16 protein-coding genes and 1 pseudogene are annotated in these 17,267 nt (G+C 72.7%); 6 read left to right on the top strand and 11 right to left on the bottom strand.

Annotation, left to right across the window (positions count from 1 at the left end):
* The first annotated feature begins 20 nt into the window (after window positions 1-20).
* Both AQI88_RS09355 and qcrB read left to right on the top strand, forming a co-directional pair.
* Window positions 21-293 carry a hypothetical protein gene (locus tag AQI88_RS09355; RefSeq protein ID WP_066994853.1) on the top strand — a complete coding sequence of 91 codons (273 nt, stop codon included), beginning with the start codon at window positions 21-23 and terminating at the stop codon, window positions 291-293.
* Window positions 290-1,783 carry a cytochrome bc1 complex cytochrome b subunit gene (gene qcrB, locus AQI88_RS09350; protein ID WP_079057473.1) on the top strand — a complete coding sequence of 498 codons (1,494 nt, stop codon included), beginning with the start codon at window positions 290-292 and terminating at the stop codon, window positions 1,781-1,783. Before AQI88_RS09355 ends, qcrB begins: the two co-directional genes overlap by 4 nt.
* Here qcrB and ctaF read toward each other — a convergent pair.
* From ctaF to AQI88_RS09335, 3 genes are all read right to left on the bottom strand, one after another.
* Window positions 1,719-2,102, bottom strand: a complete 384-nt coding sequence (gene ctaF, locus AQI88_RS09345) for an aa3-type cytochrome oxidase subunit IV (RefSeq protein ID WP_066994851.1) — start codon at window positions 2,100-2,102, stop codon at window positions 1,719-1,721. The genes qcrB and ctaF overlap by 65 nt on opposite strands.
* A complete protein-coding gene (gene ctaD / locus AQI88_RS09340) occupies window positions 2,099-3,763 on the bottom strand; it encodes an aa3-type cytochrome oxidase subunit I (RefSeq protein WP_066994846.1) in 1,665 nt (554 codons plus the stop codon). The genes ctaF and ctaD overlap by 4 nt, the downstream gene beginning before the upstream one ends.
* 171 nt (window positions 3,764-3,934) lie before the next feature.
* Window positions 3,935-4,519: a hydrolase gene (locus tag AQI88_RS09335; RefSeq protein WP_066994843.1), complete on the bottom strand. Its 585-nt coding sequence runs from the start codon at window positions 4,517-4,519 to the stop codon at window positions 3,935-3,937.
* A 490-nt stretch (window positions 4,520-5,009) separates the two neighbouring features.
* Between AQI88_RS09335 and AQI88_RS47010 the strand changes: the two genes are divergently transcribed.
* On the top strand, window positions 5,010-5,357 hold the full coding sequence (locus tag AQI88_RS47010; RefSeq protein WP_208615743.1) for a hypothetical protein: 348 nt from the start codon (window positions 5,010-5,012) through the stop codon (window positions 5,355-5,357).
* 440 nt (window positions 5,358-5,797) lie between these two features.
* On the opposite strand, the gene AQI88_RS09325 is transcribed toward AQI88_RS47010, so the two are convergent.
* Window positions 5,798-6,235, bottom strand: a complete 438-nt coding sequence (locus AQI88_RS09325) for a MarR family winged helix-turn-helix transcriptional regulator (RefSeq protein WP_066994837.1) — start codon at window positions 6,233-6,235, stop codon at window positions 5,798-5,800.
* 115 nt (window positions 6,236-6,350) lie between these two features.
* Between AQI88_RS09325 and AQI88_RS09320 the strand changes: the two genes are divergently transcribed.
* Both AQI88_RS09320 and AQI88_RS09315 read left to right on the top strand, forming a co-directional pair.
* Entirely contained in the window at window positions 6,351-6,851 is a 501-nt protein-coding gene (locus AQI88_RS09320; RefSeq protein ID WP_066994835.1) for a metallophosphoesterase family protein, read from the top strand.
* A 23-nt stretch (window positions 6,852-6,874) separates the two neighbouring features.
* Window positions 6,875-7,468 carry a GNAT family N-acetyltransferase gene (locus AQI88_RS09315; RefSeq protein WP_066994832.1) on the top strand — a complete coding sequence of 198 codons (594 nt, stop codon included), beginning with the start codon at window positions 6,875-6,877 and terminating at the stop codon, window positions 7,466-7,468.
* 446 nt (window positions 7,469-7,914) lie between these two features.
* On the opposite strand, the pseudogene AQI88_RS09310 reads toward AQI88_RS09315, so the two are convergent.
* From AQI88_RS09310 to AQI88_RS09280, 7 genes and pseudogenes are all read right to left on the bottom strand, one after another.
* Window positions 7,915-8,535: pseudogene (locus AQI88_RS09310) on the bottom strand (SRPBCC family protein); the annotation flags it as partial.
* Between the two features lie 16 nt (window positions 8,536-8,551).
* Window positions 8,552-9,658, bottom strand: coding sequence for an XdhC family protein (locus tag AQI88_RS09305; protein WP_066994829.1), 1,107 nt, complete (start codon window positions 9,656-9,658; stop codon window positions 8,552-8,554).
* Window positions 9,651-10,814 carry a vWA domain-containing protein gene (locus AQI88_RS09300; RefSeq protein WP_066994826.1) on the bottom strand — a complete coding sequence of 388 codons (1,164 nt, stop codon included), beginning with the start codon at window positions 10,812-10,814 and terminating at the stop codon, window positions 9,651-9,653. Before AQI88_RS09300 ends, AQI88_RS09305 begins: the two co-directional genes overlap by 8 nt.
* Window positions 10,815-11,404: 590 nt before the next feature.
* Window positions 11,405-12,283 (bottom strand): AAA family ATPase, encoded by an 879-nt coding sequence (locus tag AQI88_RS09295; protein WP_066994823.1) that lies wholly within the window; start codon window positions 12,281-12,283, stop codon window positions 11,405-11,407.
* A 15-nt stretch (window positions 12,284-12,298) separates the two neighbouring features.
* Window positions 12,299-13,153: an FAD binding domain-containing protein gene (locus tag AQI88_RS09290; RefSeq protein ID WP_066994820.1), complete on the bottom strand. Its 855-nt coding sequence runs from the start codon at window positions 13,151-13,153 to the stop codon at window positions 12,299-12,301.
* Window positions 13,150-15,522 (bottom strand): xanthine dehydrogenase family protein molybdopterin-binding subunit, encoded by a 2,373-nt coding sequence (locus AQI88_RS09285; RefSeq protein ID WP_066994817.1) that lies wholly within the window; start codon window positions 15,520-15,522, stop codon window positions 13,150-13,152. Before AQI88_RS09285 ends, AQI88_RS09290 begins: the two co-directional genes overlap by 4 nt.
* Window positions 15,519-16,001, bottom strand: a complete 483-nt coding sequence (locus AQI88_RS09280; RefSeq protein ID WP_066994814.1) for a (2Fe-2S)-binding protein — start codon at window positions 15,999-16,001, stop codon at window positions 15,519-15,521. The genes AQI88_RS09285 and AQI88_RS09280 overlap by 4 nt, the downstream gene beginning before the upstream one ends.
* A gap of 253 nt (window positions 16,002-16,254) precedes the next feature.
* Between AQI88_RS09280 and AQI88_RS09275 the strand changes: the two genes are divergently transcribed.
* A partial coding sequence (locus AQI88_RS09275) for a GTP-binding protein (RefSeq protein ID WP_159050324.1) occupies window positions 16,255-17,267 on the top strand: 1,013 nt, incomplete at its 3' end.

Genomic DNA, 17,267 nt, shown 5'->3' with positions numbered 1-17,267 from the left:
CGTGCCTAGGGTCGGTTGGCGTGGCACACACCTTCGAAGAACTGGTGGAGAAGCAGCGCGCGGCCGACGCGGCGCACCGCACGGTCGAGGAGCTGCGCGACACCTACGGGCCGCCCGCCGAACGGGGGATGACGGGCGCCCAGTCGGGCACCTACGAGACGGCCCTGCGCGCCTGGCGGGACCTGGCACGGGACCTGCAGACCGCGGTGAGCGACTACGCGCGACAGACCGGCCGGCCGCGCCCCGAGGTGGAGGCCGAGGTGGAGCGGGCGGCGGCGCCGGAGGACACATGAGCCGAGCCGGCCGCCGCGCCGAGCGGCTCGCGGACGCGGCGGACGCCCGGCTGCCCGTGCTGGAGGGCGGGGCGCTGCTGCGCAAGGCGTTCCCCGAGCACTGGTCCTTCCTGCTCGGTGAACTCGCCCTCTACAGCCTCCTCGTGCTGATCCTGACCGGGGTGTGGCTGACGTTCTTCTTCCAGCCCGAGATGCGCGAGGTCGTCTACGCCGGCCCCTACGCCCCGCTGCGCGGTGTGCTCATGTCGGCGGCCTTCGACTCCACCCTGCGCATCAGCTTCGACGTGCGCGGCGGACTGCTGATCCGGCAGGCCCACCACTGGGCCGCGCTCGTGTTCGTCGCCGCGATCGGCCTGCACATGCTGCGGATCTTCTTCACCGGCGCCTTCCGCCGGCCGCGCGAGCTGAACTGGACGATCGGGCTCACCCTGTTCGTCCTCGCGCTCGCCGAGGGCTTCGCCGGCTACTCGCTCCCCGACGACCTGCTCTCCGGCACCGGCCTGCGCATCGCCCAGGGCATCATGCTGTCCCTCCCGGTGGTGGGGACGTACGTGGCCTTCTTCGTCTTCGGCGGCCAGTACCCGGGCCACGACATCATCACCCGGCTCTACCCGGTGCACATCCTGCTGCTCCCGGGCGCGCTCATCGCCCTGGTGACGGTGCATCTGATCCTGGTGTTCCACCTCAAGCACACCCAGTGGCGCGGCCCCGGCCGCACCCATCGCAACGTCCTCGGCAAGCCGCTCTTCCCGCACTTCACCGCGCTCTCGACGGGCCTGTCCCTGACCGTCTCCGGCGTGCTCGTGCTGCTGTCCGGCCTCGCCCAGATCAACCCGATCTGGAACTACGGCCCCTACCGCCCCGACGTGGTCTCCACCGGCTCCCAGCCCGACTGGTACGTCGGCTTCCTGGAGGGTGCGCTGCGGCTGGTACCGCCGTGGGAGACCGACCTCGCCGGACACACCCTCATGTGGAACGTGCTGCTGCCGGCCGTCGTCCTGCCCGGCCTGCTGTTCACCGTGCTGTACGCCTACCCGTTCGTGGAGCAGCGCCTGACGGGGGAGTGGCACCACGAGCAGCACCTGTGCGACCGGCCGCGCGAGCGTCCCGTCCGCACCGGCCTCGGGGTGGCGGGCACCGTCTTCTACGGCGTGCTGCTGCTGGCCGGCGGCAACGACATCATCGCCCAGACCTTCCGCATCTCCGTCAACGCCCTGACCTGGATTCTGCGCGTCGCCCTCGTCGTGGCCCCCGTGCTCGCCTTCCTGCTGACCCGCTGGCTGTGCCGGGCGCTGACCGCGGCCGAGTGCGAGCGCCTCGCCGAAGGCGTGCCGACCGGCGAGATCCGCCAGAGCGTCGCCGGCGGCTACGGCAGCGCCCACGAGCCCGTCGAGGAGTTCCGGCCCGGCGCGCCCCGCAGGCCCCTCACCGGTGCACGTACTGGAACACCATCCCGAACACCCCGCGCGCCAGAACACCCAGACCGATGAGGAACAGCCACAGCCCGTAGACCACGCCGGTGGCCGTCACCGCGGACCCGAGCGCGGTGACGACCGGCCACAGGCTTTCGTCCGGGAAGAACGCCACCGGCCCGGCCCCGTCCGCCACCTCCGCGTCCGTACGGTCCTGGGCCCGTGCCCCCCTGCGCCGGTACTGGATCAGACAGAAGAAGGCGACCAGCGCCGCCATCCCGAACGCGACGACGAGCACGGTCGTGCCCGTGTCGTCCTGGGACCACACCCCGTAGAGGGCGGCGGACCCGCCGAAGAACAGCGCCACACCGCCGAACAGCATCGCCTCGGCCTTCATCGCAGTCCCTCCTTTTCGGCCATCCGTACCACCTCCGGATGGTGCAGGTCGAAGGCCGGCGACTCCGACCGCACCCGGGGCAGTGCCAGGAAGTTGTGCCGCGGCGGCGGGCAGGACGTCGCCCACTCCAGGCCCCGTCCCCACCCCCACGGGTCGTCCTCGGTGACCTTCTCCGCCTTCGTGGAGGTGCGCCAGACGTTGTAGAGGAACGGCAGCGTGGAGACGCCGAGCAGGAACGCCCCCGCCGACGACAGGGTGTTGAGCAGCGTGAAGCCGTCCGAGGGCAGATAGTCCGCGTACCGGCGGGGCATCCCGGCCTCGCCCAGCCAGTGCTGCACCAGGAAGGTCAGCTGGAACGCCGGGAACAGCAGCCAGAAGTGCAGCCTGCCGAGCCGCTCGTCCAGCATCTTCCCGGTGAACTTCGGCCACCAGAAGTAGAACCCGGCGAACATCGCGAACACCACCGTGCCGAACAGCACATAGTGCAGATGGGCGACGATGAAGTACGAGTCGGTCAGATGGAAGTCCAGCGGCGGCGAGGCGATCAGCACCCCGCTCAGCCCGCCCAGCAGGAACGACACCAGGAACCCCAGCGACCACAGCATCGGCGTCTCGAACGAGAGCGACCCATGGATCATCGTCCCGATCCAGGCGAAGAACTTGATGCCCGTGGGCACCGCGATCAGGAACGACATGACCGAGAAGAACGGCAGCAGCACCGCGCCGGTGGCGAACATATGGTGCGCCCACACCACCGCCGACAGCATGGTGATCGCGATCGTCGCCCCGATCATCGGCAGATAGCCGAACAGTGGCTTGCGGGAGAACACCGGCAGGATCTCCGAGACGATCCCGAAGAACGGCAGCGCCACGATGTACACCTCGGGATGCCCGAAGAACCAGAACAGGTGCTGCCACAGCAGCGCGCCGCCGTTCGCCGCATCGAAGACGTGCGCCCCGAACTTCCGGTCCGCCTCCAGGCACAGCAGCGCCGCCGTCAGTACCGGGAACGCGGGCAGGATCAGGATCGAGGTGAACAGCACGTTCCAGGTGAAGATCGGCATCCGGAACATCGTCATGCCCGGCGCGCGCAGGCACAGGATCGTCGCGATGAAGTTGACCGCGCCCAGCGTCGTCGACACACCGGCCACCACCAGCCCCATCGCCCACAGGTCACCGCCCGCGCCGGGGGAGAAGTAGCCGCTGTTCAGCGGCGCGTACGCGAACCAGCCGAAGGCGGCCGCGCCGCCCGGCACCAGGAACCCGGACACCACCATCAGCCCGCCGAACAGGTACATCCAGTACGACAGCGCGTTCAGCCGTGGGAAGGCCACGTCCGGAGCGCCGATCTGCAGCGGCATCACGGCGTTCGTGAACCCGGCGAACATCGGCGTCGCGAACAGCAGCATCATGATCGTGCCGTGGATGGTGAAGAACTGGTCGTAGCCCTGCAGGCTCAGGAACTGCATCCCCGGCCGGGCCAGTTCGGCGCGCATGCCGAGCGCGAGCAGCCCGGCCAGCAGGAAGAAGCAGAACGCCGTGACCATGTACAGCCGGCCGATCACCTTGTGGTCGGTCGTGGAGACCCAGCGCAGCAGGGCCCGGCCGGGCCGCGGGGCGGGGGCCGTGTACCGCGCGACGATCTCTGTGGTGTCCGGCATTCCGGGTAGTTCGGTCATCGCCGGTGACGCTACTCCCCGTGACCGGGAGGCCTGCTCGCGCCACGCCCTGACGGTCGTACGGTGCGCGTGCGGCCGGATGCCGGCCCGGCCCCTTGCGCGAGCGACCGTTCGCGTGAACGCCCGCCGTCGGGCAGGGTCCGGGCCCGCCGGTCAGGCGTGCGTCTTGGCCAGCAGCTCCAGGACGTCCGCCGTCGTGCCGCTCTCGCCGAGCCGCGGGAAGATCCGCTCGACGCTGCCCGCATGCGCCTCGGGGTCGCTGTCGGCCATCGCGTCGGTGGCGAGGGTGACGTGGTAGCCGTGCGCGTAGGCGTCACGGGCGGTGGACTCGACGCCGATGCTGGTGGCGATGCCGGTGAGCACGATCTGGGTGATGCCGCGGCGGCGCAGTTGGACGTCCAGGTCGGTGCCGTGGAAGGCGCTCCAGTTGTGCTTGGTGACGCGGATGTCTCCCGGCCCGCCGGACAGCTCGTCGACGATGACGTCCCATCCGTCCGGGAAGGCCAGACCGCGGGCCTGACGCTCGGTACGGCCGGGGACGGCGTCCGCCCAGTCGGCCGCGAAGGAGACCCGGACGAGGACCACGGGCAGGCCGCGGGAGCGGAACGCGTCGGCGAGTGAGGCCGTACGGGAGACGACGTCCGCGGCGGCGTACGGCTGGGTGGGCATGCCCACGATGCCGTTCTGGAGGTCGATCGCGACGAGGGCGGTACGGGGGTCGAGCGTGGTGAGCGACATGGGTCGGTCGGGCCTTTCGAGGGGTGAGGGTGCCAAGTGATCGGTCGGGCAGGGTCGTCGCCGGCAGCAGAGCCGAACCGGCGAGCATGAACAGGGCCAGGCCGTGCAGCCCGGCCCTTTCGGCGCGTTGCGGGTAGAACGCCGCGATGGCGGCGGACGCGCCCAGCGCGCCGAGGGACGTGAAGGCAGGTCCGCAGCAGCCCGGCCGTCGAGGCGGTCCGCTCGGGGTCGGTCTGCCGGTACAGGTCGTTCTGGGTGGCCAGGCCGATGAGGCCCTGCGGAACGCCGAGGAGCGCGCCACCGCGAGCAGCAGCCACAGCAGGCTGTCCGCGCGGACCAGGAGCAGCACGGAACCGGCCGGCAGCTCGGCGCGCACCGCCTCGCGGCGACCGGTGAGCATCGAGACGGTGAGCGCACGGTGGTGCAGGCGAGGAGCCGGCGCAGGCAGGTGGCGAGCAGCGGGCCGTTGCCGCCCCGGACCCTGAGGTCGATGAACGCGTCCGGCAGCCGCAGTTCGCGCAGCGCGAAGGAGGCGGCCGCGGCGGCGGACAGGGTTGGCAGGTACCAGTGGTCCGCGCACGGCTCCATCAGGAAGAGCATCAGGGCGACCAGCAGCACCGCGAAGAGGGCCGTGCCGGGCAGGTCGATGCTCCGGCGCCCGCCGGGAGACCCGGACAGCCGCAGCGCGCCGAGGACCGGACAGGCGGCGGAGAGCGGCACGTCGACGGTGAGGACGGCACGCCGGCCGCCGAGCGCCGGGCCGACCACGGCCACCGTCTGGTTGGCCACGGCCGGCACCGCCGGCACGCCCGCCGGGTACGCCGCCGGCGTCCCTTGAGCCGGTCCGGCGGATCCTGCCGGAATCGCGGGGTCTGGCACGCATATCTGCGGCGTTGTCGTCGGTTGCCGACTCCCCCACGCTCGGCTGCGCTCGCGAGGGAACCCCCATAACCCCGCTCACCTGTGTTGATGAGGCACCGTCGGCCGGAGCCGGCCTGATCCGCCGGACAGGCCCTGACCCGAGCAGCACCTGCGCCGCGATCGGCGCGCCGAGCGAGGATGCGAGTGCCCCCAGCAGACCGGCGCCGCCGACCAGGGCCGTACCGCCCAGGCAGACCGTCTCGGCGGGCGCTGCCCCGAAGGCGACACCGATCGGGACCGGCGCCACGGCGATCATCGAGGAGTCGACCGGGTTCGGTACGGAGCCCAGGACCATCGGCGCGATCAGCCGGCGGTCGAATCCGGCGGTTGGCCCGGAGCGGCGGGCGAGCCTCGGTATCACGGCCGCGAGAGCCGTTCCAGCAGCTCCAGCGCCGTCAGGACCGTCTGCCGCTCCTCCTCGGTGTAACGGTCCTGGAAGGCGCGGGCCAGCCACTCCTCGCGCAGCTGCCGGTTGCCTTCGACCCGGGCCCGGCCGGCCTCGGTGAGGGTGACCAGCTGACGGCGGCCGTCCTCGGGGTCGGGGGCGCGCCGGATCAGGTCGTGCTGCTCCAGGGCGGCCAGCGTCGTCGCCATCGACTGCGGCCGCACCCCCTCCGCGGCGGCCAGCGCGCTGGCCGTGGCCGCGCCGTGCTTGCCGACCAGGGAGAGCGCGGACTCCTGAGACGGAGTCAGGTCGGAGTCCTGCGCGACCTCGCGGATACGACGCCGCAGCCGGCTGAAGACCACCCGCAGGTCGCGCGCGGTGCGGGCGGCGGAGTCCGAGATGTGAGCCATGCCGTCAGCGTAGAACCGACAGAGGGAACTGTCCAGCTTGGACTGTTCAGTTTCACCTGAATAAATCTCCGGGTCGTGCGGCCGTGCGGCCCCCCGGATTCCCTAGGCTGATGGCGTGCGTCTGCTCCTGATGTCCGACACCCACCTCCCCAAGCGCGCCAAGCGGCTCCCCGAGGAGCTGCTCGCCGAACTCCCGCACGCGGACGTCGTGATCCACGCCGGCGACTGGGTCGACACCGCCACCCTCGACCTGCTGGAGAGCCACAGCCGCCGCCTGGTCGGCGTGTACGGCAACAACGACGGCCCCGAACTGCGCGCCCGGCTCCCCGAGGTCGCCTACGCCGAACTGGGCGGCCTGCGCTTCGTCGTGGTGCACGAGACCGGCCCCGCGCAGGGCCGCGAGGTCCGCTGCGCCGCCCGCTTCCCCGACCTGGACGTGCTGGTCTTCGGCCACAGCCACATCCCCTGGGACACCGTCGCCCCCGGCGGGCTGCGGCTGCTCAACCCGGGCTCCCCGACCGACCGCCGCCGCCAGCCGCACTGCACCTACCTCACGGCGACCATCACCGACGGCACGCTCACCGACGTCACGCTGCGGCGGCTGCCCCAGCGGTAGCGGGGCTGTGGCACGATGCGGAGATGATCTCCGACCACGGCATACCCGGCGTCGTACCCGCAGGCAGCATGGCCGACCGCAGCCAGCCCGTCCTCGTACTCCCGGGCGGTCTGGAACTGCGGCCCTGGCGGACGGACGACGCCGACGCCGACGCGCTGCTCGCCGGCGGGCAGGAGCCGGCGATCCGGCAGTGGAACCTGTTCTCCGTCGGCAGCCGTGACGAGGCCCGTGCCCGGATCGAGCGCATGCACGAGCGGTGGCGGGCCGAGACCGGTGCGGTCTGGGCCATCGCCCGGCCCGGCGGCCCGCCGCTCGGGCTTGCCGGGCTCCACGCCGTCGACCTGGCCGGCGGCAGCGCCGACATCATGTACTGGCTGCTGCCCGAGTCGCGCGGCGGCGGCATCGTCGTCCAGGCGGCCCGGCGGCTCGGCCGGTGGGCCCTGGACGAGCTGGGCCTGCACCGTCTGCGGCTGTGCCACGCGGTCGCCAACCCGGCGTCCTGCCGCGTCGCGGAGAAGGCCGGATACGCCTACGAGGGCACCATGCGCTCCTCGCTGCTGCACGCCGACGGCTGGCACGACGAACATCTGCACGCCCTCGTGGCCGGGTCCGACTGAGCCGGAGCCCGGACATCCGCGGCCCGGGCACGGGCACTACCGACGGCGGCGGGATGCTGGGGGGTAACCCCCTGTCCGGGGGAGGCGGTCGACGGCTGCGCGTCGGCGCCTGCCTCGCTCATGTCGGCCAGGGGCACGGCCGGGGACCGGTACGGACACCGGCGGGTGGTGCCGGCCTCCGTGTTCGGCGCCGGGTCACGGAGGTGTGGAGGCGGCGCTCGCCGCGCCTGCCCGGGACCGGCCCGCAGTGCGGATCCACGGCGACCTGTACACCGGCAACCTGCTCGCCCGGGACGGCCGGCCGAGCTCCGTCATCGACGTCGGCACCCTCGCGGTGGCCACCCGGCGGTGGACCTGGTGCCCGCCTGGAAGGGGGCCCGCGGCCGCGGCTGGTCCCTCGCCGGATCCCTCCCCGTACCCGAGGCCCCGTACTTCCAGGCCCGGATCCGCCTTCGGTGTCGTACGCACACGGCCACCAGCGCCAGCACCACGCCCGCCACCACCGCGCCGGCGACCCGCTTCGCCACCGGCACCGCGGCCACGCGCAAGAGGTCCAGCGGCTCCGTTTCTTCCTCGTCTTCCCGGGCGGGCGGCTCCGGTTCCTCCTCGGCGGTCCGTACAGGCCGTTCGCCCAGCCGCTGCGCGAGGCACGCCGCGAACTGCCCCACCAGCCGGTCGCCCACTTCGGCCAGCACCCCGCGGCCGAACTGCGCCGGACGCCCGGTCACCGTCAGGTCGGTCCGCACCGACACCGCCGTGGCGCTGGCACGCTCGCTCAGCGTGCCGGTGACCGTCGCCCTGGCCGTGCCCTGCCCCCGGGTCTCCCGGCCGCTCGCCACGAGCACCATCCGGTGCGCCGCCTCGTCCTGCTCCTCGAACACCGCGGTGCCCCGGTACGTCACGGTGACCGGCCCTACCCTGACCTTCACCGAGCCGGTCACGGTCGTGCCGTCGTACTCCTCCACCACCGCGCCCGGCAGACAGGGCGCGACGCGTTCGATGTCGAGGAGCGCGCGCCAGGCGTCGTCGACCGGGACGGGGACCGTGAACTCGTGGTGCAGCTCCATGGGTTCCTCCTCGCACTCAGGGAGCGGCGGGGTGGTGGATGGCCCCGGCGGTCGTGGTCAGGGGCGCGCCGCTGCCGCCCCAGCGCAGCGCGACGATCTCGGCGGCGACGGACACGGCGACCTCCTCGGGCGTACGGGCCCCGAGGTCCAGCCCGAGCGGTGAGCGCAGCCGGGCCAGCTCGGCCTCGGTGAGACCGGCCTCGGTCAGCCGCTCGCGCCGCTCGTCGTGGGTACGGCGGCTGCCCATCGCCCCGATGTAGGCGGCCGGCCGGCGCAGCGCCTCCTCCAGCAGCGGCACGTCGAACTTCGGGTCGTGGGTCAGGACGCAGATCACCGTGCGCTCGTCGGTGTCGGTGCCCCCGAGATAGCGGTGCGGCCAGTCGACGACGACCTCCACGCCCGCCGGGAAGCGCGCGGGCGTGGCGAAGACCGGACGGGCGTCGCACACCGTGACCCGGTAGCCGAGGAAGTGGCCGATGCGGGCCACCGCCGCCGCGTAGTCGATCGCGCCGAAGACCAGCATGCGCGGCGGAGGCGCGAACGACTGCAGGAACACCGTGACGGAGTCCTCGCGGCGCTCCCCGCGCGGCCCGTAGTGCCTGAGCACCGAGGCGCCGAGGGCGAGTTCGCCGCGCGCGTCGGCGGTGACCGCGACCTCGAGGCCGCTCGCGCCGAGCGTACCGGCCACGGTGTCCGGCCAGACGGCCACCGTGGCCCCGCGCGGGGCGGGCCCGGCGACCACCGTGGCCACGGTCACCGGCTCGCCCGCGGCGACGGACGCGGCGACCGCGCCGAAGGCCCGGTCGGTCTCGGGCGTCACCGGCCGCACCAGCACGGTGATCTCGCCGCCACAGGTGAGACCGACCGCGAACGCGTCCTCGTCGCTGTACCCGAAGGTCGCAAGCCGTGCCTCGCCGCTCGCCACGACCTCCTGCGCGAGCTCGAACACCGCACCTTCCACACAGCCCCCGGAGACGCTCCCGACGACCTCGTCGTCGGGCCCCACCGCCATGGCGGCGCCGGGTCCGCGCGGCGCGCTGCGGCTGACCGCGACGACGGTGGCCAGACCGAACGGAATCCGGGCCGCGTACCAGCGCTCCAGCGCGGGCAGAATCTCACGCACGCTCCGCTCCTTTCCCGTGAACCACGGGGGCCTCGTCGGCCTCCGCCCCGCGCACCACTGCCGCAAGCCGTTCCAGTGCCGCCAGGCTGTGACCCTCGACGAAGACGTCCACGCTGGGCAGGGCCGCTGCCATCCCGGCGGCCAGCGGGGCGTAGCCGGGGCGGGCCTTGCGCGGGTTGGCCCAGATCACCTGGTGTGCCAGCCCGTGCAGGCGGCGCATCTGCGCGCCGAGCAGCTCCGGATCGCCGCGCTCCCAGCCGTCCGAGAGCAGGACGACGACCGCGCCGCGCGCCATGCCGCGCTGCCCCCAGCGGTTCAGGAACTCGCGCAGCAGCTCGCCGAGTCGGGTGCCGCCGCGCCAGTCCGGCACGGCCGCCGCGAGGGCCGCCATCGCCAGGTCCGGGTCGCGGTGCGAGAGCTCGCGGGTGGCCCGGGTCAGCCGGGTGCCGATGGTGAACACCTCCGTCCGGCCCCCGAGGACCGCCGCATGAGCGAACCGCAGCAGCGCGTCGGCGTAGGGGGCCATCGAGCCGCTCACATCGACGAGGAGCACGACCCGGCGGGGCCGCCGCACGCGCGCGTGCCGCCGCAGCCGGGCCGGCTCCCCGCCGCGCCGCAGCAGTTCCCGTACGGTACGGCGCGGGTCGACATCCCCGCGCCGGGCGGGCCGTCGCCGTGCCGAGCGCCGGGTCTGCCCGTGCAGGGCGAAGGCCGCGAGCAGCCGGTTGAGCTGGGCCCGTTCGGCGGCGTCCAGCCCGGCGACGTCGCGGTGCCGCAGCACCTCGGCGGAGCTGGCGAGGGTGGCGGTGGGCGGCCCGAGGGGCTCGCTCTCGCCGGGCGCACGCGTCTGTGCGGGCGCGTCCCGCACGACGAGCCGCATCCGGGGCGGGGGAGCGGCCCGTACCCCCTGCCGGGCGGGCTCGCCGACCGGCCCGAAGTAGGCGGCGAACACCCGCTCGTACCGCTCCAGATCGTCGTGCCCGCCGCACAGCGTCGCCCGCCCCGCCCAGTACACATCCGCCCGCACCCCGGGCCGCAGCACATCCACAGCACGCAGGAACGCATACAGCCGCTCGGTACTCGCATCGACCCCCGCCGCCCGCAGCGCCCGCACAAACCCGACCAGCACGACATCCACCACCCCACCCCCACCCATCCCGGCCCCACCCCCCGATCCGCCCGCAGCCCGGCCCCCGGCTCCGGTGGGCTTGCTCGCACCGGGCTCTGCCGGAGGCATGGCGTTTGCGTCCCCTGGTCCGTGCGCAGCCCGTGCCCCGGCTCCGGTGGGCTTGCTCGCGCCGGGCTCTGCCGGAGGCATGGCGTTTGCGTCCCCCGGTCCGCTGGGTGCCCGAGTCCCGGCCCCGGAGAGCCCGCTCGCACCGGGACCCGCCGGGGCGACAGCGCCGCAGCCCTGCGGCCGGCCCGGAGTTGGCTCCCCGGTCTCCGAAGGCTCGTCCGCGGTGTGTCCTGGTTCGGGCGTGGGGCTTACGTCGGCTGGTTTGCCTGGATCGCGCGGTGGTTGGTTTCGGGGCTCCGGAGGTGTGTTCGTGGTGTGTTCCGCCGGGGCGATGGCGTCCCTGCTCTGCGGGTCGCGCGGAGTTGGCTTCCCGGTCCGTGGGGGCTCGTTCGCGGTGTGTCCTGGTTCGGGCGTGGGGCTTTCGTCGGCTGGTTTGCCTGGATCGCGCGGAGTTTGATCCCGAGTCCCCGAAGGCCCGTTCCTGCTGTGTCCCGATCCGGTCATGGCGGTCACGTCGTCCCCCGGGTCGACAGGACCGCGGCGAGGTCGAGGCCCCGTGCGCGGTCCGTGTCCTCCCGGTACTTCAGGACCGATCCCAGTGTCGCCACGGCCAGTTCCGCGTCGACCTCGTTGGCTCCCAGCGCGGCGAGGGCCTCGGCCCAGTCGATCGTCTCGGCCACGCCGGGCGGCTTGAGCAGGTCGGCGCCCCGCAGGGCCTGCGCCAGCGAGGTGACCTGCTCGGCCAGCCGTGCCGAGACCTGCGGCAGCCGGCGCCGCACGATGGCCAGTTCACGGGCGAAGGAGGGATGGTCGAACCAGTGGTAGAGGCACCGCCGTTTCAGCGCGTCGTGCACCTCCCGGGTCCGGTTCGAGGTCAGCACGACCACCGGCGGCTCCCCGGCCCGCAGGGTGCCGATCTCCGGGATCGTGACGGAGTACTCGGACAGCAGCTCCAGCAGGAACGCCTCGAACTCGTCGTCGGCCCGGTCGATCTCGTCCACGAGGAGGACCGACGGCTGCGTCTGGAGGGCTTGCAGCAGCGGCCGGGCGATGAGGAAGCGCCGGTCGTACAGCTCGCTCTCCAGACGGTCCGCATCCTGGACACCGGCCGCCTCGGCAGCCCTCAGGTGCAGCAGCTGCCGCGGGAAGTCCCAGTCGTACAGGGCCTGCGAGGCGTCGATGCCCTCGTGGCACTGGAGGCGGATCAGCGGCGCGCCGAGTGCCCCGGCCAGGGCGGTCGCGAGCGCGGTCTTGCCCACGCCCGCGTCGCCCTCGCAGAACAACGGCCGGTGCAGCCTCAGGGCCAGGAAGCAGGTGACGGCCAGCCCTTCGTCGACGAGGTACCCCGTCTCCTCCAGGCGGGCCCGCACCTGCTCCGGGTCGTCCATCCGGGTGATCGGCGCTCACCCCATTCCGGTGGCGGTCAGTACCGCCCGCTTGGTCAGGACCCGCGCGAGGTGTTCCCGGTACTCGGGCGAGGCGGACAGGTCCTGCGACGGCCGGGTGCCCTCGGCCGCCGCCTCGGCTGCCCGGGCCACGGCCTGGGGACCGTCGGCACCGGACAGCGCCTCCTCGGCCGCCGTGGCCCGCAGCGGGGTCGCGCCCATGTTGGTGAGTCCGATGTGCGCCTCGGCGATGTGTCCGTCGGCGCGCCGCACCAGCGCCGCCACGCCGACGATCGCCCAGGCCTGGGCGGTCCGGTGGAACTTCTCGTAGTGGAAGCTCCAGCCGTCCCTCTTGGGTACCCGCACTTCCACGAGGAGTTCGTCCGGCGCCAGTGCCGACTGGAGGTAGTCGACGAAGAAGTCCCGGGCCGGGATCGTGCGCCGCCCATGCGGCCCGGCTGCGACCAGTTCACCGTCCAGGGCCAGCACCACCGCGGGCAGGTCCCCGGCCGGGTCGGCGTGCGCGAGCGAGCCGCCCAGCGTGCCCCGGTGCCGTACGGCGGGATCGGCGACCGTGGCCGTCGCGGCCGCCAGCAGACCGGCGTGCCGGCGCACCAGCGGGTCGCGGATCACGTCGTGGTGCGTGGTCAGCGCGCCGATGACGAGCGTGTCGCCGTCCTCGCGGACCCCGCGCAGCTCCGGGATCCTGCCCACGTCCACGACCAGCTCCGGGAAGGCCAGCCGCAGCCGCAGCAGCGGCAGCAGACTCTGCCCGCCCGCCAGCACCTTCCCCTCCTCGCCCGCGTCCGCGAGCGCGCGCACCGCCTCGTCAACGCTCGTCGGACGGGCGTACTCGAATGCCGGGGGAATCATGCCGACGCCTCCTTCACTGCTCGCCACACCCGCTCGGGAGTGCAGGGCATCCGCACGTCGTGCACGCCCAGCGGTCTGAGCGCGTCCACGACGGCGTTGACCACGGCGGGTGTCGACGCGATCGTCCCGGCCTCCCCGACTCCCTTGACCCCCATGGAGTTCGAGGCCGCCGGGGTCTCCGTCCGGTCGGTGACGAAGTCCGGCAGGTCCGCCGCCGACGGCACGAGGTAGTCGGCCATGGTGCCCGAGACGAGGTTGCCCTCGTCGTCGTACACGGCCTCCTCGTACAGCGCCTGCGCGATGCCCTGGGCGACCCCGCCGTGCACCTGGCCCTCGACGATCGTCGGGTTGACGACCCGGCCGACGTCGTCGACGCAGACGTACGACCGGATGTGCGTCGCACCCGTCTCGGTGTCCACCTCGACCGCGCACAGGTGGGTGCCGTGCGGGTAGGAGAAGTTCTCCGGCTCGACCAGGGTCTCTGCATTGATGGACGGTTCGACGCCGTCGGGCAGGTCGTGCGAGGTGAACGTCTCGAAGGCGATCTCCTGGATGCTCTTGCGTGCCTCCGGGGAGCCCTTCACGGAGAACACGCCGTCCCGGAACTCCAGGTCCTGCTCGCTCGCCTCCAGCAGGTGCGCGGCGACCTTCCGCGCCTTGTCGACCACCCTCGTCGCTGCCCGGTGCACGGCCTCCCCGCCGACGGCCAGCGACCGCGAGCCGTAGGTGTCCATGCCTTGCGGCGACGCCTTGGTGTCACCGTGCAGCACCTCGACGTCCTCGAACGGCACGCCGAGCACGTCGGCCGCGATCTGGCTCCAGCAGGTCTCGTGGCCCTGCCCGTGCGGGCTGGTGCCGGTGACGACCTCGACCTTGCCGGTGGGCAGCATGCGGATGCTCGCCGCCTCCCAGCCGCCGGCCGCGTACCTGAGGTCGCGCAGCACCCGGCTCGGTGCCAGGCCGCACATCTCGGTGTACGTCGACACGCCGATGCCGAGGCGTACGGTGTCCCCGCGCTCGCTGCGCTCGCGCTGCTCGGCGCGCAGGTCGTCGTACCCGAACAGGGCGAGCGCCTTCTCCGTCGCCGCCTCGTAGTTGCCGCTGTCGTAGGTCAGCCCGGCGATCGAGGTGTACGGGAACTCCTCGTGCCGGATCCAGTTCCGGCGCCTGAGCTCCACCGGGTCCAGGCCGAGTTCGGCCGCCAGCTCGTCCATGACCCGCTCGATGGCGAATGTCGCCTCCGGGCGTCCGGCACCGCGGTAGGCGTCGGTGGGCGTGCGGGTGGTGAAGACACCGGTGCAGGTGAACTCGTAGGCGTCCATCTTGTAGATCGCCGGGTACATGAAGGCGCCGAGGATCGGGATGCCAGGGGTGACGAGCATCAGGTAGGCGCCCATGTCGGCGAGCAGGCCGACCTTCAGGCCGAGCAGCCTGCCCTCGCGGGTGGCGGCGACCTCGACGTCCTGGATCATGCCGCGGCCGTGGTGGGTGGCGAGGTAGCCCTCGGAGCGGGACTCGGTCCACTTCACCGGGCGGCCGAGCTTCCGGGCGACGGCGAGCGCCAGGGCCTCCTCGCCGTACACCTGGAGCTTGGAGCCGAAGCCGCCGCCCACGTCCGGGGCGATCACCCGCAGCTTGTGCTCGGGGATCCCGGTGACCACCGCGAGCATGACCCGCAGGATGTGCGGGATCTGGGTCGCCGAGTAGACCGTGTACTCGCCGGAGGCGGCGAGCGGGGTGACGACGACCGCGCGCGGCTCCATGGCGTTGGGGATCAGCCGCTGCTGGTGGTAGCGGCGCTTGAGCGTGACCTCGGCGCGCTGTCGTACGGACTCGAAGCTCTCGCCCGTGGCGAGCGGCCAGGTGTAGCAGCGGTTGGTGCCCTTGTCGGAGTGAACCAGGGGGGCGCCCTCGGCAAGCGCGGACTCCAGGTCGAGCACCGGGGGCAGCGGGTCGTAGTCGACCTCGACGGCTTCCAGCGCGTCGGCGGCCGCGTACCGGTCACGGGCCACCACGACTGCCACGGGGTCGCCGGCGTAGCGCACCTCGTCGACGGCGATCGGCGGGTGGTCGGGCAGCACGATGTCCTCGGTCACCGGCCAGGCACAGGGTAGCGAGCCAAGACCCTCGGCGAGGTCAGCACCTGCGAACGCCGCGACGACACCGGGGCGTTCCAGGGCGGGGGAGACGTCGACGCGGGTGATGCGGGCGTGGGCCATCGGGCTGCGCAGGACGGCCAGGTGCAGCAGTCCGGCGACCTGGATGTTGTCAGTCCAGTTGGTCTGGCCCGTGATCAGGTGGGCGTCCTCCTTGCGCAGCCGGGCGCGGCCCACCTCGTGTTCGACGTGTTGGACGGCCTGATCGGTCATGCCGGGGCCTCCTCGGCGACCTGCTGCCCGGAGGCGGCGAGCACCGCCCGGACGATGTTCTGGTAACCGGTGCACCGGCAGAGGTTGCCCTCCAGCGCCTGGCGGACCTCGTCGGAGGTGGGGTGCGGGTTCTCGCGCAGCAGATCGCGCGCCGCCATGATCATCCCGGGGGTGCAGTAGCCGCACTGCAGGCCGTGCCGCTCGTGGAAGGAGTGCTGCAGCGCCGTCCACTCGCCGTCCTTGGCCAGCCCCTGGACGGTGGTCACCTCGCCTCCGTCCGCCTGTACGGCCAGCACCGAGCAGCTCTTGACGGTCGTCCCGTCCAGGTCGACCGTGCACGCGCCGCAGTTCGAGGTGTCGCAGCCGATCGGGGTGCCGGTCAGGCCGAGGCGGTCGCGCAGGTAGTGGGCCAGGAGCAGACGGGGTTCCACGTCGTCCTCGTAGGCCGTGCCGTCCACGTTCACCTTGATGTGGGTCATGTGCCCTCCAGACCGTGTGGGCAGGAGCGAGGGAATCAGTCAGACGGACGTGATGTACGTCACTCTATGGCCGCGCCCTGGCGGCGGCGAGCGCTGCGCCAGGGCTTTTGTTGAACGTTAATCCATTGTTGTCGGGGGGCGGCCCTGCTGCACTGCTCCTGACCCGACGGCACACAGAGAGGACCGGCAATGCGCGCTGCGTGCATGTCCACCGAGGAAGGAATCCCACCCATGCCGAAGGACATCACGCTCAGTGCATCTGCTCAATCTCGGAATTCTCGCGCATGTAGACGCCGGTAAGACCAGCCTGACCGAACGGCTGCTGCACGCGGCCGGCGTAACGGACGCGATCGGCATCGTCGACGAGGGCAGTACCCGGACGGACACGCTGGCGCTGGAACGCCGGCGCGGCATCACCATCAAGTCGGCGGTCGTGTCGTTCCCGCTCCGTGGAGTCACCGTCAACCTGATCGACACTCCCGGTCACCCGGACTTCATCGCCGAGGTGGAGCGGGTGCTCGGCGTGCTCGACGGCGCCGTCCTGGTCGTCTCGGCCGTCGAGGGCGTCCAGGCGCAGACCAGGATCCTCATGCGCACCCTGCGCCGGCTGCGCATCCCCACGCTGGTCTTCGTCAACAAGATCGACCGGCGCGGCGCCCGCGGCGAGGCCGTGCTGAGCGAGATGGCGCGCAGGCTGGACGTGCCGCTCGTGCCCCTGGGGACGGCCGCCGGGCTCGGCACCCGCGCCGCCCGCTTCGTCCCCAGGCTCGGCCCGTCCGCCCTGGACGTACTCGCCGACCACGACGACGACCTGCTCAGGGCCTATGTGGACGGCGGTGTCTCCGACGACCGTCTGCGCACCGCCCTCGCCACCCAGACCCGGCAGGCCCTCGTGCACCCGGTCACCTTCGGGTCCGCCATCACCGGTGCCGGAGTGGACGACCTGATCACCGGGATCGAGAGGCTGCTCCCCCGCGCCGACGGCGACCCCGACGGCCCGCTGTCCGGCACGGTGTTCAAGGTCGAACGGAGCCCGGCGGGGGAGAAGATCGCCTACGCCCGGATCTTCTCCGGCACCCTGCACGTACGCGACCGCATCCCCTTCGGGGACGGGCGCGAGGGGGGCGGGGATGGTCAAGAGGGGAACGGGGGTGGTCCTCGGGCGCGGGGGGCTGGTTGCGGGGGTGGTGGTGACGGTCGTCAGGCGGGCGGGGCCGGTCGCGAGGAGGGTGGTGGCGGTCTTCGCGCGTGCGGGGCTTGTCGTGA

The sequence above is a fragment of the Streptomyces cellostaticus genome (genome assembly GCF_001513965.1).
Taxonomy (GTDB): Bacteria; Actinomycetota; Actinomycetes; order Streptomycetales; family Streptomycetaceae; genus Streptomyces; species Streptomyces cellostaticus.
Note: the sequence above shows the minus strand (reverse complement) of the source record. Positions and strands in the feature narration are given on the sequence as shown.